The following is a 15,752-nucleotide window of genomic DNA, read 5'->3' as shown; positions in this document are numbered from 1 at the left end:
AAAATTTGTCTGTTCTGCAAATACTTCGTGAATTGAAAATGATACTTATTTGTCGTATACTGTAAATAAAATGTAAGACCTTACATTTGCTGAAACGGATAGAAAGGAGAGGAGAATTATTTTATGAAAGCATTTATGGACAAAGATTTTTTACTTTCAACAGAAACTTCAAAAAAGTTATTTCATGAGTATGCAGAGACAATGCCAATTGTAGATTACCATTGCCATATCAATCCCCAGGAAATTGCAGAGGATCGTAAGTTTGAGAATATTACCCAGGTGTGGCTTGGTGGCGATCATTATAAATGGCGTCAGATGAGATCAAATGGAGTAGATGAGTACTACATTACAGGTGGTGCCAGTGATCGTGAAAAATTCCAGAAATGGGCAGAAACTCTTGGGAAAGCAATCGGAAATCCGCTCTATCACTGGAGCCATCTGGAATTGCAGAGATATTTCGGATATACAGGATATCTGAACGGAGATACAGCTGAAGAAGTGTGGAACCTGTGCAACAAAAAGCTTCAGGAAGATGATATGTCTGTAAGAAACATTATCCGCAAGTCCAATGTAAAATTAATCTGCACAACAGATGATCCGGTAGATGATCTGAAATGGCATAAAGTTCTTGCAGAGGATGACAGCTTTGAGGTGAAAGTGCTTCCTGCATGGCGTCCGGACAAGGCAATGAATCTGGAAAAACCGGAATATCCGGAATACATGAAAAAGCTTTCACAGGTCAGTGGCGTTGAAATTGCTGATTTCGCAGATCTGAAAGAAGCCCTTCTTAAGAGAATGGAATTCTTTGCACAGATGGGATGCAGCGTATCTGACCATGCACTGGAATATGTTATGTATGCGCCTGCAGCAGAAGAAAAAGTAAATGAGATCTTTAAAAAGAGACTGAATGGCGAAAGCATTTCAAGAGAAGAAGAAATGATCTTCAAGACAGCTTTTATGCAGTTTGTTGGAAAAGAATATCAGAAAAAGAACTGGGTAATGCAGATCCATTATGGATGCAAGAGAGACAACAATGCATTTATGTATGAGCAGCTCGGACCAGATACCGGATATGACTGCATCAATAACTATGCGCCAAGTGCTCAGACAGCAGATTTCCTGAATTCTCTGATCGCATCAAATGAACTTCCAAAGACAATCCTGTACTCCCTGAATCCCAATGACAATGAAGCAATTGGAACAATCCTTGGCTGCTTCCAGGGAACAGAGGCAGCAGGTAAAATTCAGCAGGGAAGTGCATGGTGGTTCAACGATCACAAAACAGGTATGATCGCACAGATGACATCACTTGCAAATCTGGGACTGCTTGCAAACTTTGTTGGCATGCTTACTGATTCAAGAAGCTTTTTGTCCTATACCAGACATGAGTATTTCCGCAGAATTCTTTGCGAGCTTATTGGCGGATGGGTGGAAAATGGAGAATATCCGGCTGATTATAAGACTTTAAAGGAAATCGTGTGTGGAATTTCATACAATAATGCAGTAGACTATTTTGGGTTTGACCTGTAAAATGATTGATATCAGAAAGCTTATTTTCTATTATTACCAGAACGAACAGGAGAACGATAGTGAATATATATGATATTGCAAAGCTGGCAAATGTTTCCATCGCAACAGTATCCAGAGTGGTCAATAACAGTCCGAAAGTCAGCCCGAAGACAAAAGAAAAGGTTCTTGCGGTTATGAAAGAAAATGAATACACGCCGAATGCGTTTGCCAGAGGCCTTGGTCTTGGGTCGATGAAAACAGTAGGAATCATCTGTCCAAATATTGACGATATCTATATGGCAAAAGCAGTATCTTATCTGGAGCAAAATCTTCATGCTCATGGATATGACTGTATTCTTGGCTGCAGCGGATTTAAACAGGAAGAAAAGGAGGATTATGTCAGACTCCTTTTGTCTAAGAAAATAGACACGCTGATACTGGTTGGTTCTACATATGCAGGAAATGGTAAAGATGAATCTGACACAGATTATATTCGGGAGGCAGCGGAACAGGTTTCCATATTTATGATTAACGCAAAGGTTTCAGGCGATAATATTTACTGCACCTATGCGGATGATTTTCAGGCTACTTATGAAGTGACGAAAGCCTTTATTCGGAGAGGAAAAGAGAAAATTCTTTTTATGTATGATTCAGAATCCTACAGTGCCAGGCAGAAAATGGCGGGATACGAAGCTGCATTGCAGGATGCCGGATATCCCATTCGTGGAAATCTGAAATTCAAGACCAAAAATGACATTGAATATACGCGGGATATGCTGCTTGAATACAACCGGACCCTCGATTTCGACAGCGTCCTTGCAACGGAGGATGGAATTGCAATCGGAGCAGTAAAGTATGCAAAGATTAAGGGACTGGCGATTCCTGAGGAACTGGCGGTCGTCGGATATAATAACTCAATTCTTGCAATCAGCAGTGATCCTGAGCTTACATCGGTGGACAGTAAGCTGGGGGTAATGTGCAAAAAGACAGTGGAACGGATGATAGACCTTCTTGAGAGAGAAATACAAATTGAAAAGAATGTGTGTGTTCCATGCGAAATAGTCCGCAGATGTACAACGGATTTCTGATCTTGTTTCATATTTAACCGAATCAAGTAAGTCCCCTGCGGAGGTTGCGAAAAGCAATACTTAAAAAAGGTGCATTTTGGCACCTTTTTTGTATTTGCGGATATACTGATAAAAAAGGGGATTTTCCATGTTTCCTGTAGAGCCGATTTCCGGAAAAATGCTGGATTATTATGTTGGACGGAAAGATTCCTTTCTTATAGATTTAAGAAATCCGAAAGAGTACCATACCGGACATATAAAGGGAGCGGTAAATGTGCCATATGAGAAGTTTGAAGAAATGCAGACATATGATTTTCCAAAAGGGAAAATACTGGTGCTGTATTGCGACCGGGGCGGGGCAAGTCTTCAGGCGGCCAGGATTCTGGCGCGAAATGGATATAAGACAAAAACGGTGATCGGGGGAATGAAGGAGTACAGAGGGAGAAATCTGATATGCGATATATGAGAAAAAATTCAAAAGAGTACTATCTTGTAATTTCCATCAAGGCATGATAATGTAAAGAAGAAAAATGTCCTTTTCATGAGGTTATGTAAACCGAAAAGGAGAGAGACAATTCGAACACTAAAAACAGAGGAGAAACCAAGTTTATGAAATATATGTTTGCTTCTGACATCCATGGTTCTGCTTACTATTGCAGGAAAATGCTGGATGCTTTTGAGAAAGAAGGGGCAGAGCGCCTGGTTCTGCTGGGCGATCTGCTTTATCACGGACCAAGAAATGATCTGCCAAAAGAATATGCACCTAAGCAGGTAATTCCCATGCTGAATGCCATGAAAGACAAAATTTATGCTGTGCGCGGTAACTGTGAGGCAGAAGTGGATCAGATGGTTCTGGAGTTTCCGGTGATGGCAGATTACTGTATTCTGTCAATTGACGGCAAGACACTTTATGCGACGCATGGACATGTTTATAATCAGAATAACCTTCCGCCTTTATGCGAGGGAGATATTCTGATCCATGGTCATACCCATGTGCTGAAAGCAGAGCAGATGGAGGGATACATTCTTTTGAATCCGGGTTCCGTATCCATTCCGAAAGAAGGAAATCCGCCTACCTATGCGGTGCTTGAGAACGGTGTTTTTTCCATCATGGATTTTGAAGGAAATATTGTAAAAAGCATAGTGCTTTAAGAAGGGAAAAACGGTGAATGAGTACAGAAAGATTTGAACTGATCGCTCCCTGCCATTTTGGCCTGGAAGCGGTTTTGAAAAGAGAAATACTGGATCTGGGATATGAGATCAGCAAGGTGGAGGATGGCAAGGTTACTTTCCTGGCAGATGCCCAGGGAATTGCAGATGCCAATGTTTTTCTGCGCACTACAGAGCGTATTCTTCTGAAGATTGCGGAAGTGAAAGCTGAGACATTTGATGAGCTTTTCGAGGCAACGAAAGCTTTGCCATGGGAACGTTACATTCCAGCAGATGGCAAATTCTGGATTGCGAAAGCCAATTCAGTGAAGAGTAAGCTGTTCAGCCCGTCTGATATCCAGTCTATTATGAAAAAAGCCATTGTAGAGCGTCTGAAGGGCGTATATAACGTGTCCTGGTTCCCGGAGGATGGAGCAAGTTTTCCTATCCGCGTGGCGTTTATGAAGGATGTGGCAACTATTGGAATCGATACTTCCGGTGTTTCTCTTCATAAGAGAGGGTATCGTCAGATGACCGTGAAGGCACCTATTACAGAGACTCTTGCCAGCGCATTGATTATGTTAACTCCGTGGAAAAAGGACAGAAGTCTTGTGGATCCCTTTTGCGGAAGCGGTACTTTTCCAATCGAGGCGGCTATGATGGCTGCAGATATTGCACCGGGTATGAACCGTTCTTTCCTTGCAGAGGACTGGAAGCAGGTTGTGCCGAGAAGATGCTGGTATGAGGCTGTAGAAGAGGCTCAGGACAGAGTGAATCTGAAAATCGAGACAGATATTCAGGGCTATGACATAGATGCTGAGGCACTGAAGGCAGCCAGGGCAAATGCGAAAATGGCGGGGGTAGAAAGCCTGATCCATTTTCAGCAGCGTCCTGTGAAGGATCTTCATCACCCGAAGCCTTACGGATTTATCATTACGAATCCACCTTATGGTGAGCGTCTGGAAGAAAAAGCAGCTTTGCCGCAGCTTTACCGCGAGATCGGTGAGAGCTACCGCGGCCTGGATAAGTGGTCTATGTACCTGATCACTTCTTATGACAAAGCTGAGAATGACATTGGACGCAAGGCGGATAAGAACCGTAAAATCTATAACGGAATGCTGAAAACGTATTTTTACCAGTTCCTGGGACCAAAGCCTCCAAGACGCGCGGCACAGGAAAAGAAAGAGGGCACTGATAAATGAAGAAAATAATTTTTGCAACAGGAAATGCGGATAAAATGAAAGAAATCCGAAAAATTCTGGCAGATCTGGATGCAGAAGTGGTATCTATGAAAGAAGCCGGGATTCAGGCTGATATTGTGGAAGATGGCAAAACCTTTGAGGAAAACGCAGTGATCAAGGCGACTGCCATCAGCAAGCTTACCAGTGATGGCGAAATTGTACTTGCAGATGACTCGGGGCTTGAGATTGATTATCTGAATAAAGAGCCGGGAGTGTATTCTGCTCGTTATATGGGCGAGAATACAGACTATCATATTAAGAATGCAAATTTGATCCAGAGACTGGATGGCGTGCCGGATGAGCAGCGTACAGCCCGTTTTGTCTGCGCTATTGCAGCTGCCTTTCCAGACGGAAGAGTGGAAACTGTGCGTGGAACCATGGAAGGCCGTATTGGATATGAGGAAAAGGGTGCCAATGGATTTGGCTATGATCCTATCTTTTTCCTGCCGGAATATGGCTGTACATCTGCAGAGCTGTCTATGGAAGAAAAAAATAAAATCAGCCACAGAGGAAAAGCTTTGCAGGCAATAAAGGAAGAATTACGATGAAGGTGCTGGTTGTCAGTGATACTCATGGGAGAGATGAGTCACTGGAGATGGCAGTAGCTTTGGAGCAACCCTTTGACTATCTGATTCATTGCGGCGACGTGGAGGGCAGGGAATTTTTTATTGAAGCGCTGGCAGAATGTCCCTGTACCATTGTGGCAGGAAATAATGATTTTTTCAGTGATCTTCCAAGAGAGGATGAGATTTTGCTGGAAGGACATAAGATCATGGTGACTCATGGGCACAATTATGGTGTGTCCATGGATCTTTATGGGGTTTCGGAAGAGGCGGCAGCCAGAGGCTGTGAGATTATTTGCTTTGGACATACCCATAAGCCAGTGGTGGAGAAGAAAAATGGTGTACTGGTGATCAATCCGGGAAGCCTTTCTTTTCCGAGACAGGAAGGCCGCAGACCAAGTTATGCGGTGATGGAGCTGTATAAAGGGGAAGAGCCGGAAATTGAAATTCGGTATTTGTAACTGAAAAATACCTGTATGTTTGACTGTGGAAATGAAATGTTTTTTGAAATATTTTTTTGAAAATAGTCGAAAAAGAGAAAAATGCAGGTGGTGGAGGGCTTGAAAACGCATTTTTAGCGGGTTTTCGGGAATTACATCTTTTTTCGAAAAAAATATAAAAATTTATAAAAAAGGTGTTGACAAATGGGAGACCATATAATATAATAACTCTTGCCTTGAGCGAGAGAAAAGAAATTCTTGAGAGCACAAGGAACGACAACTTCATAGAAATGATGTTGTAAGACATCGGGGTGTGGCTCAGTTTGGCTAGAGCGCCTGGTTTGGGACCAGGAGGCCGCAAGTTCGAATCTTGTCACCCCGACTGCTGTAACAACATTACCGTTTCAGCGTAAATGCGGGTGTAGTTCAATGGTAGAACACTAGCCTTCCAAGCTAGATACGTGGGTTCGATTCCCATCACCCGCTTCTCTGATGAAGAGAGATATGTGTCAGTAGCTCAGCTGGATAGAGCAACGGCCTTCTAAGCCGTGGGTCGGGGGTTCGAATCCCTTCTGACACGCTGTGGTGGGTATAGCGCAGTTGGTTAGCGCGCCAGATTGTGGCTCTGGAGGCCCAGGGTTCGAATCCCTGTATCCACCCTTTGCCTTTGGCTATCGCCAAGCGGTAAGGCACAGCACTTTGACTGCTGCATTCGCTGGTTCGAATCCAGCTAGCCCAGTCCTATATGGAGCATTAGCTCAGTTGGTAGAGCACTTGACTTTTAATCAAGTTGTCCGGGGTTCGAATCCCCGATGCTTCACTTGCGAATGAGAACCGGAAGCCTTATGATTAGGGCATTCCGGTTTTTTAAATAATATATATGCGGATGTGGCGGAATTGGCAGACGCGCCAGATTTAGGTTCTGGTGTTTACGACGTGCAGGTTCAAGTCCTGTCATCCGCAGGAAATGAGGAATGATCTGGATCGGATTTTCGAGATGAAAATTAGATCTGGGTCATTTTTTTACTTGCTTGTTGCTGTTCACTGGTAACGTTCCGCGAGATGTTTTTTGTGAAGAAAGTTCACAGAAAACCCGAGAGTTAAGTTTGCGCAGCAAACGCTACTTCTTGTGCTTGTCACAAGAAGGTTCGTCTTTCTGTGCATCGCGAAGCGCGTTACTGTGAACAGTAATGCCTTGATTTTACAGGACGGATTTGTTATAGTTTACACAACGAAGAAGTATGGAGGAATAATATGGACGTTATTCAGTTTCAGGAGAAATTAAGGAATATTTGTGAGCTTGGAAAGCAGAATGGAAATATGCTGACGCATGAGCAGATTCGGGAGCATTTTGCAAGTACTGATCTTGAGACCAGTCAGATGTTAAAGGTACTGCAGTATCTGAAACTGCAGGGAATTATGATAGAGGGAGACACTGCCCCGGTGGAGACAGAGGAAGTGGGTGAGACGGAACCGGAGTCAAAAGGAACCAGCACCCCGCTTACTTCAGAGGAAGAAGCATATCTGAAGAATTACCTGGCAGAGGTAAGCAACGGTAAGGAAGTAAGTCCGGAGATGCTTCACACACTGTTTGAGAATCTGGCAGATGGGGATGCCATTGCAGAGGCAGCTCTTACCAGCATTTATCTGCCGGTAGCGGCAAATATGGCCGCTGATATGAACTGTACAGAGATTCAACTTGCAGATCTGATTCAGGAGGCGAATGTGGTGCTGCTCACGGTTCTTTCCGACCCGGAGACAGAACGTAAAGATGATGCTTGGCTGCGTCTTCAGCTTCGCAAGGGAATTATCGCGGCCATTGAGGAGCAGACACAGAAGAAATTCCAGGATGACTGCCTGGTTGCTAAGGTGGAGAAGCTGGAAACCGCAGTGAAGGAGCTGACAGACGATGACGGGGAGAACCGTTTTACCATTGATGAGCTGGCAGTTATTCTCGATATGAATGTGGACGAAATCCGGGATATTCTGCGTCTTACAGGAGACGATAAATAATTATGGCAAGTGAAATCCCGGGAAAATTATGGAGATAAGGCTATCCTGTCGGAAATGAAAAGAATGCTGTAGAATTGATGGAAGCACCGGAGGTGATTTAAAAGTAAAAATCATCTCTGGTGTTTTTTGTCTTTTCCGGATGTTTTGAAATTTACATTGAAATTTCACTGTACAAGTGTTACTATCATAAATAATAATCAAAATATTTTTGTTCGTAATAAATATTATTTGACAAATGAAAGGAGGATATATATGAATTTGGAAAAATATCAGCAGTATTCCAGAATTGCAAGAGGTTTGGAAAAGGCAGATCTGGTATTGAAGGATGCGAGGATTGTGAATGTTTTTACGGAAGAGATCATCCGCGGAGACATTGCCATACAGGATGGGATTATAGCAGGAATTGGAAGCTTCCATGGGAAAGAAGAACGTGATCTGGCCGGCAGATATGTATGTCCGGGATTTATTGACAGCCATCTTCATCTGGAATCTACACTGGTTACACCGGCTGAACTGGTAACGGTTGCCTCCAGACATGGAACTACCACTTTTATTGTGGATCCCCATGAATCAGCCAATGTGTCCGGTCTGGCAGGAGTTGATTATATTCTGGATCAGACAGAGAATGTAAAAGCCAACGTATACGTAATGATGCCTTCCTGTGTTCCGGCTACTTCCATTGATGATAATGGATGTACTCTTACTGCTGAAGATATGGCTCCTTATCTTCATAACAGCCGGATTCTTGGACTTGGAGAAGTAATGGACAGCATTTCTGTGGTACAGGGCGAGAAAAGCATGCATGACAAGCTGGAGCTGTTTGAAGGCAGAATCCGTGATGGCCACGCTCCGTTTCTGGAAGAGGGGGATCTTCAGGCATATGCCATGGCAGGGATTGCTACGGACCATGAGTGCAGCTTCTTTGATTATGCAATGCGAGAACGGCGGAACGGCCTTACCATTCTCATAAGGGAAGGCAGTGCTGCCCGAAATCTTGAGGCACTTGTGGGCGGTCTGGTACAGAGACACATGAATGGTGACGGATTCTGCTTCTGCACAGATGACAAGCATATTGAGGATATCCAGCGGGAAGGGCATATTGACCATAACGTGCGAAAAGCTATCCGCCTTGGCATGAATCCGGTGTCCGCTATTAAGATGGCAACCATCAATGCAGCTAATTGTTATGGACTGAAAGACAAGGGGGCAGTGGCACCCGGCAGACAGGCAGATCTTTTGGTTCTTTCGGATCTTGTCAGTGTGACCATAGAAGATGTGTACTTTAAAGGGCAATTGGTAGATAAAAATGCAAAGATTGTTATAAAGCCGTGTGCCCCTGAATTGAAAAATACAGTGCATGTGGCTGAATTTTCCAGAGAGGCATTTCAGCTGGAGTCTGCAGATGGAATCTTTCCGGTGATTCTGGCAGAAGAAGGACAGATTACTACCAGAAAGGGAACTCTGAAAGCAGGGGATGGTCCCTGCAAATTCCAGTCCGATGACGATTATCAGAAGATTGCAGTTGTAGAACGTCATAAGATGACGGGGAAAATCGGCTGTGGCGTGATCGGAGGTTTTGGTATCCGTGGTGGAGCAATTGCGTCCAGTGTATCCCATGATTCCCATAATATTATTGTGATCGGAGATAATGATGAGGACATGGAGCTTGCTGTGCGGGAACTGATGCGTACTCAGGGAGGCTATACGATCGTAGAGAATCATAAAGTATTTGACACTCTTGCCCTTCCTGTAATGGGACTGATGAGTGATAATGGTTTTGAGAAAGACAATGAGACTCTTGGGCGAATGATCCATAAAGCTCATGAAATGGGTGTGAAAGACGGTCATGATCCGTTTATTACGCTGTCCTTTATGGCTTTGCCGGTTATTCCGCAGATCCGAATTACACCAAGAGGCGTTTTTGATGTGGAAGCGTGGAAGTTTTTATAAGATACCAGGATTGCGGGAGTGCAATGTACGAGACGGTAGTTTTGCTTTCCAAGGGCAAGGTCGACTCGAAAAAGATTCGGGTTGAGTTTCTTTGGAAGATATGGATATGTCAGAATTTCAGGATGGGGCAACCTACACCCAGATCAAGGACTATCTGATCTACAATGATCCGATTGGATATGCAGACTTGATATTGAACGGTGATCCCGAAATTTATCTAAAAACTGTAACTGAATATAAACTCTTAGATTAAAATTCAGCCCTCTGCCTTTTCATTGGCAGAGGGCCGTTTTTTGCTTAACAGTTATTGAGCATCCCTTAATTGCTCTACAACGCTGCATTTCGCTGCGTTGTCATACATCATGCAAGGAATCAGCCACCCCAGCAGAAGAAATACCGGAATTGTCAGCAGGACAGGCAGAATGGTGAATCGATACTCAAAGAACCAGAACATACTGCCCAGCATTTTTCCCGCAAGAGGTCCCACCGCCAGCGACAAAATAAAGGCCGCCGCTACAGAAGACATTGCGTAAAACAACCCCTCGTAGATCAGCATGGTTTTGAGCTGCCGGTTTGTCATTCCTACAGCCTGAAGCACAGCAAATTCACGGCGACGGGAAAGAATACCGGTCATCATGGCGTTGAAGAAATTTAAGAGTCCCACCAGCCCAATGATAGCACAGAGGATACCACCTATCAGAAGGAACATCTGCCGGAACTGAGCAAATTCAGAGCGAGCCGTGGCCTTGCTTTCATACATCAAGGGCGAAAACTCACCGGCAGTGAGCTTCGATAGATATTGCTCTGCTTCGGCCTCGTCAACTTCGTCCGCTGTGTCGAACAGGTAGAGCATCGGAATGGCTGCACCACCGCTGTCCCTCTGTGCGGTGTCCACAGACAAAACTGCGTCATATCCAATACCACCATAACGATAACTCATGGAATTCGGAAGTTCTACCAAGGCGCAGACCGTGTACTCTACATCTCTGGCTCCATACAATTTTGCCTGAAAGTACTCCTCTGGTGTATCTTCGGTGCGGAGTTCCCCGGTGCGGCTGTCGATATATTTCACATCATCCGCATAGGTAGCGGTAATCGTGTCCCCCACCTTGGGGTAGTATTCAGGATTGAGCAGATTGCCGTAATCATCCAAAGAAACCGCAATGGCAATAGCGTTATTGTTTGGCTCCAGCATAGGAGAAATATCTCCGTCGAGCACTTGCAGCTTGTCAAACAGACTGTTATCCAGAGCCTCGATTCTGGTATCTCCCATCACCATATTGCCCCGGTGCTCCAGACGGCTCATATGGCTGTCCAACTGCTCAGCACTTTCGTACCTTGCATAGTCCTGCCGCAGAGCATCCTCCGTCATCCACAGGTATGCGGGTTTTCGCACAGCATATCCCGTGCCGGAAAGATTGGCCTTTGTGTTTGCTGCGATCTCTTCGATTTGTTCTGGCGTGATGAATTCATCTGCCGGGTTGTAACGGAAATAGTCGGGCGTGCTGACGATAAAATCGGCGCAGGTCATGAAGGATACATACTTCTCCATGCTGAAGCCGCCCACAAAGGCACACAGTGCATTGAACAGCGTCACCGACAGTGCCAGAGACACCACCACCAGCACCGTCTTTTTCTTGTTTCGTCCCAAATTGGCAAAGGCCATCTGATGGAGCTTGGCTCCCCGGGTGCTGCGCTGTTTTTTCTTGGTCTGCATTGCATCCGTATATTTGGTAGCCTCCACCGGAGAGACCTTAGCTGCCATTTTTCCGGGCTTGGAACAGGACAAGAGCACCGTCAACAAGGCGAACAGCATAGAACCAAGGAAGATCACAGGCGATGTGCTGATAGTTGTGATGCCCGCATCCAACTGGGTGGAGCGCAAGACAACAGGAACCAAAACAGCGCCGATGCCATAGCCCAGCAGCAGCCCCGCCGGAATGCCGATCAGACAAAGCAGAAGTGCCTGCTGGCGAATGATGCGTTTGAGCTGCCGGGGCGTTGTGCCAATGGTTTTCAGAAGTCCGTAAAACCGGATATCCCCTGCAACAGAGATCTGAAAAATGTTATAGATGATAAGATACCCCGTGAAAATCACCAGCAGCAAAAAAGCTGCTATGGCGACCATCAGCTCTGGATCGAGCTGTGACTCCAGCTGGGATGAGGTATATCCCCAATTGACGCCGATTCGGACGCTGTTGGGATCGGTATAGCTGTCCCATGTGTAACCAAGATCGGTATCCACCTGCTCCATCTGCCCTTGAATGTTTGTGCCGGAGGCCAGCATGACATTCAAATCGGTGCGGAAAGGCTGTAAACCTGTTTTCACTGCCTGCGCTTCGATGTCATCTGCGTAATCACGGCTGATGTTGATGTAATGAACAGGCATTAGTTCATCATAGTCCCAATAGCCCACCAGCGTAAAGGTATCTGTTACAGTAAAGGCGGTTTGATCCTTGTCCGTAATGGAATAGGAAACCGTGACCTCGGCGCCCAGCTCCGGCGTTACGCCAAGCAGCTGCAACGCTGCCGTATCCATGGCTACCTCTTTGCCGCTTTCGGGCATCCGTCCGATAGTAGGGGTTGCATAGCTCCATTTAGTGCAGTTGGCATCCATGTAGCTGATCTCTGCCGGTATTTTGACAAAGCCCCCCTCCGCAGCGATACCGATTACCTTCCGTACCCCCGTAGCCTTCACCTTTGGGTGGGCAGCGATGCGTTCCGCCTGCTCGGGGGAAACATCCTTAAAGGTGCCGTGTGCATAGCCGCCTACCTGCCGAAACTGGTAGGTTTCATAGCTGGCGTTCAGTGACAAGACAATGGTGAACATGGACGTAAATAGCAGCGTTGTCAGCGCAATGGCAAAAATGGCGATCAGATTGCGACGACGGTTCGCATAAAGAGATTTTAAGCTGAGTTTTCGAATACATTTTCGATTTTTGACATTCATCGTAGCCACCTCCCGTTAGTTCTGGGAGACGATCCGACCATCTTCGATACGGATAATGCGGTCTGCCATCTGCGCAATTTCTTCGTTGTGAGTGATCATTACGATTGTCTGGGCGAACTTTTGACTGGTGACTTTCAAAAGGCTCAATACATCCTGGCTGGTTTTGGAATCCAGATTGCCGGTGGGTTCATCTGCCAGAATGATAGCGGGTGCTGCCGCCAGCGCACGGGCAATGGCTACTCGCTGCTGTTGACCGCCTGAGAGCTGATTGGGCAGCGCATCCAGACGGTCGCTCAGTCCAAGCGTCTGCACGATCTGCTGTACGAAATCCTTATTGACCTTGCCACCGTCCAGCTCAATGGGTAGAACAATATTTTCATACACATTCAGCACCGGAACAAGATTATATGCTTGGAACACAAAGCCGATTTTCCTGCGGCGGAAGATGGTCAGCGCTTCCTCCTTCAGGGAGAAAATATCCTGTCCGTCCACCATGACCGTGCCGCTTGTAGGGCGATCCAGCCCGCCCAGCATGTGCAGCAGCGTGGATTTGCCGGAGCCGGATGTGCCGACAATTGCAACAAATTCGCCCTTCTTTACACTTAAATCAACTCCATCCAACGCATGAACTGCGTTATTGCCGGAGCCATAAATCTTTTTCAGGTTTTTTGCCTGTAAAACTTCCATAAATGAGTACCTCCATGAAAAAATCTGTATGTATGAAAGGAAATGATCCTTTGACACATACAGATTATCGCATAGGAATCTTTCCACATTCTTTCCGGCGGAAAATGAAATCTAACAGTTTTGATAGAATTGTTGTTATTTCGGCAGAAATATGGAAAACGTACTTCCTTTTCCCGGAACGGAAGCAACCTTGATATAACCGCCCTCGCCGGATATGATCTGTCGGACAAGGTATAAGCCGATGCCCACACCTTCTTGTTTCTGCACACTGTTTGATCGGTAAAAGCGAGCAAATATCTTCGCTTGCTCACTTTCCGAAATGCCCGAACCGGTATCCGATATATCAATCCTTGCAAACATTTCATAGCTTACAGCAGAAATAGTAATGGTGCCATGCTCTGTATATTTGATGGCATTGTCTACGATATTAGCCAGCGCTTCCGCTGTCCATTTGAAGTCGAATACAGCAAAAGCATCGGTATCTTGCAGTTGCAAAGATAATCCTTTTTCAGAAACCTTGGCGGCATATTGTTCTACTACGCTTTCAAGCAGCGGCTGCAGCGCTGCTTGCTGGGGGGCGAGTGAAATGATCCCGTTTTCCAGTCTGGAAAGCTTTACGAGAGAATCAATCAAAAATCGCAGCTTTTCCGATTGTTTGTACAGCGCCTCCACATTTGCCTTCGCCGATGCAGGCAGAGTTTCCTCCATCAGAAGCTCGCTGTATAACAGCAGGTTAGCAATCGGCGTTTTCGTCTGGTGGGAGATGTCCGCAATCAAGGTTTTGATTTTGTCTTTTTCCTGCGCTACATTTCGAGAAGATGCTTCTGCGGCGGAAAGATAGTGCGCAAACTTCGTTTCCAATGCAGACAGCTGGCTTTCATCAAAATTGGTTTCAGAAAAGGAGCCGGTCATGGCAGCGTCCAGCATCCTTTCGATTTTTTCCATCGTTTTTCTGGCCTTTCTCCGCTCCCATAATACAATAGCTGCCGCCGCCAGAAAACACAGCAGCAGGATCACAATGCCGGCTTTATTCATCTTTTATCACCCAGCTATAACCGATTCCATAGACGGTTTTAATGTATTTCTGTGCACCAAGCTTATCCCTCAGACGCTTGATCGTAACAGACAAAGCATTTTCATCCACATATTCTGCGCCATCTGTCCAGATCCGGTCGACAAGGTCTCCACGGGTCATGGTTCGACCACGATTTTCAACAAGCAGACGCAGTAATTTTTGTTCTGTTTTACTCAATTCCACTTTTGAATCTCCCACATAAAAGGTCATAGCCTCAAAGTCAAAGTGAAATAGATCCATATGGAACGGCGCATTTTTTTTGTTTGACGCTTGCTTTCGCAGTTGGGTATTCACCCTTGCCCGCAAAACCGAAAGAGAAAAGGGCTTGGTAATGTAATCATCAGCGCCCCTCTCCAGTCCGTCTACGATGTCCAGATCGGTGTCATTGGCAGTCAGCAGAATAACAGGAATCCCGGGCGTGTTTTCCTTGATCTCACGGAGCAGCTCAAGCCCACTGCCATCCGGCAGATTGATATCCAGCAGGATCAGGGATACACCGCCGCAAAGCAGCTGTTCCTTCGCCGTTTTTAGGTCTTGGCAGGATATAATCTGACGGTCATCTGCTTTCAGTGCTTTACTTAAACCCTGATTCAACCCTATATCATCTTCAATAATCAATAATTGTTCCATGTATCTCACTCCCTCGTTATTCAAATGCCACCATTATTTCCTTGGGCAATTTTTCGTTCTCACAGTTTAGAAGATAGGCTATTGGCTATTGCTCTGTTTGCAAATTTGTTTGTTTTCACTGTATCCCAATCAGCAAGCCGGATGATCTATGCTGTGCCGTTTTTTTACTTTCTTAATTGTATCATGCTAATGTAAAGAAATCCATATTCTCTAAAAAGTTGTCCTGTTTTTTGAAACAGGGTTGTTACTGTTCACTGGTAACATTCCGCGAGGCGTTTTTTGTGAACAAAGTTCACAGAAAACCCGAGAATTGCGGCGCGAAATCATGCGAATGCATGATTTCTGTGCATCGCGAAGCGCGTTACTGTGAACGGAGTGAACAGTAACACAGGGTTAGCCCCTGAACAGCAACAAGGCATTAATAAGAACTGAAAAACATAAAAAAACATCTTGATTTTCATGAATACTTATGATATGA

13 protein-coding genes, 7 tRNA genes and 1 pseudogene are annotated in these 15,752 nt (G+C 45.4%); 17 read left to right on the top strand and 4 right to left on the bottom strand.

The genetic code is table 11. The features are described 5' to 3' along the window. Nucleotides 1-123 precede the first annotated feature (123 nt). The 17 genes and pseudogenes from uxaC to DW904_RS22850 all read left to right on the top strand — a co-directional run. Nucleotides 124-1,530: a glucuronate isomerase gene (gene uxaC, locus DW904_RS09625; RefSeq protein WP_118579817.1), complete on the top strand. Its 1,407-nt coding sequence runs from the start codon at nucleotides 124-126 to the stop codon at nucleotides 1,528-1,530. Between the two features lie 59 nt (nucleotides 1,531-1,589). Next, complete coding sequence (locus DW904_RS09620; protein ID WP_118579814.1) at nucleotides 1,590-2,597, top strand: LacI family DNA-binding transcriptional regulator; 1,008 nt, start codon at nucleotides 1,590-1,592, stop codon at nucleotides 2,595-2,597. A 127-nt stretch (nucleotides 2,598-2,724) separates the two neighbouring features. Continuing rightward, entirely contained in the window at nucleotides 2,725-3,042 is a 318-nt protein-coding gene (locus DW904_RS09615; RefSeq protein ID WP_118579811.1) for a rhodanese-like domain-containing protein, read from the top strand. Nucleotides 3,043-3,185: 143 nt separating this feature from the next. Further along, entirely contained in the window at nucleotides 3,186-3,728 is a 543-nt protein-coding gene (gene yfcE / locus DW904_RS09610; protein ID WP_118579808.1) for a phosphodiesterase, read from the top strand. Between the two features lie 17 nt (nucleotides 3,729-3,745). Then, complete coding sequence (locus DW904_RS09605) at nucleotides 3,746-4,927, top strand: class I SAM-dependent RNA methyltransferase (protein WP_118579805.1); 1,182 nt, start codon at nucleotides 3,746-3,748, stop codon at nucleotides 4,925-4,927. Continuing rightward, nucleotides 4,924-5,514, top strand: a complete 591-nt coding sequence (locus tag DW904_RS09600) for an XTP/dITP diphosphatase (protein ID WP_118579802.1) — start codon at nucleotides 4,924-4,926, stop codon at nucleotides 5,512-5,514. The genes DW904_RS09605 and DW904_RS09600 overlap by 4 nt, the downstream gene beginning before the upstream one ends. Next, the gene (locus tag DW904_RS09595; RefSeq protein ID WP_118579799.1) at nucleotides 5,511-5,990 is read left to right on the top strand and encodes a metallophosphoesterase; all 480 of its coding nucleotides are present in this window, start codon (nucleotides 5,511-5,513) and stop codon (nucleotides 5,988-5,990) included. Before DW904_RS09600 ends, DW904_RS09595 begins: the two co-directional genes overlap by 4 nt. A gap of 286 nt (nucleotides 5,991-6,276) precedes the next feature. Next, nucleotides 6,277-6,351, top strand: a tRNA-Pro gene (locus tag DW904_RS09590). Between the two features lie 33 nt (nucleotides 6,352-6,384). Continuing rightward, nucleotides 6,385-6,455: transfer RNA gene (locus DW904_RS09585), tRNA-Gly, on the top strand. Nucleotides 6,456-6,475: 20 nt separating this feature from the next. Then, nucleotides 6,476-6,549: transfer RNA gene (locus tag DW904_RS09580), tRNA-Arg, on the top strand. Nucleotides 6,550-6,554: 5 nt separating this feature from the next. Beyond that, nucleotides 6,555-6,628, top strand: a tRNA-His gene (locus DW904_RS09575). Nucleotides 6,629-6,636: 8 nt separating this feature from the next. After that, nucleotides 6,637-6,708 (top strand) — tRNA-Gln (locus DW904_RS09570). 8 nt (nucleotides 6,709-6,716) lie between these two features. Next, nucleotides 6,717-6,789: transfer RNA gene (locus DW904_RS09565), tRNA-Lys, on the top strand. 62 nt (nucleotides 6,790-6,851) lie between these two features. Continuing rightward, nucleotides 6,852-6,932, top strand: a tRNA-Leu gene (locus DW904_RS09560). 291 nt (nucleotides 6,933-7,223) lie between these two features. Further along, nucleotides 7,224-7,982, top strand: coding sequence for an RNA polymerase sigma factor region1.1 domain-containing protein (locus DW904_RS09555; protein WP_118579796.1), 759 nt, complete (start codon nucleotides 7,224-7,226; stop codon nucleotides 7,980-7,982). 252 nt (nucleotides 7,983-8,234) lie between these two features. Continuing rightward, entirely contained in the window at nucleotides 8,235-9,932 is a 1,698-nt protein-coding gene (gene ade, locus DW904_RS09550; protein WP_118579793.1) for an adenine deaminase, read from the top strand. 148 nt (nucleotides 9,933-10,080) lie between these two features. Continuing rightward, nucleotides 10,081-10,185, top strand: a pseudogene (locus tag DW904_RS22850) (DUF6061 family protein); the annotation flags it as partial. 51 nt (nucleotides 10,186-10,236) lie between these two features. Here the strand turns inward: DW904_RS22850 and DW904_RS09545 are convergent. From DW904_RS09545 to DW904_RS09530, 4 genes are all read right to left on the bottom strand, one after another. After that, entirely contained in the window at nucleotides 10,237-12,882 is a 2,646-nt protein-coding gene (locus DW904_RS09545; RefSeq protein ID WP_118579790.1) for an ABC transporter permease, read from the bottom strand. A gap of 15 nt (nucleotides 12,883-12,897) precedes the next feature. Further along, entirely contained in the window at nucleotides 12,898-13,569 is a 672-nt protein-coding gene (locus DW904_RS09540; RefSeq protein WP_118579787.1) for an ABC transporter ATP-binding protein, read from the bottom strand. Between the two features lie 135 nt (nucleotides 13,570-13,704). Beyond that, nucleotides 13,705-14,604, bottom strand: a complete 900-nt coding sequence (locus DW904_RS09535) for a HAMP domain-containing sensor histidine kinase (protein WP_118579784.1) — start codon at nucleotides 14,602-14,604, stop codon at nucleotides 13,705-13,707. Then, nucleotides 14,597-15,274 carry a response regulator transcription factor gene (locus tag DW904_RS09530; protein ID WP_118579781.1) on the bottom strand — a complete coding sequence of 226 codons (678 nt, stop codon included), beginning with the start codon at nucleotides 15,272-15,274 and terminating at the stop codon, nucleotides 14,597-14,599. The genes DW904_RS09535 and DW904_RS09530 overlap by 8 nt, the downstream gene beginning before the upstream one ends. Nucleotides 15,275-15,752 lie beyond the last annotated feature (478 nt).

Origin of the sequence: Ruminococcus sp. AM42-11 (assembly GCF_003480145.1) — a bacterium.
Lineage (GTDB): Bacteria > Bacillota > Clostridia > Lachnospirales > Lachnospiraceae > Blautia_A > Blautia_A faecis.
Note: the sequence above shows the minus strand (reverse complement) of the source record. Positions and strands in the feature narration are given on the sequence as shown.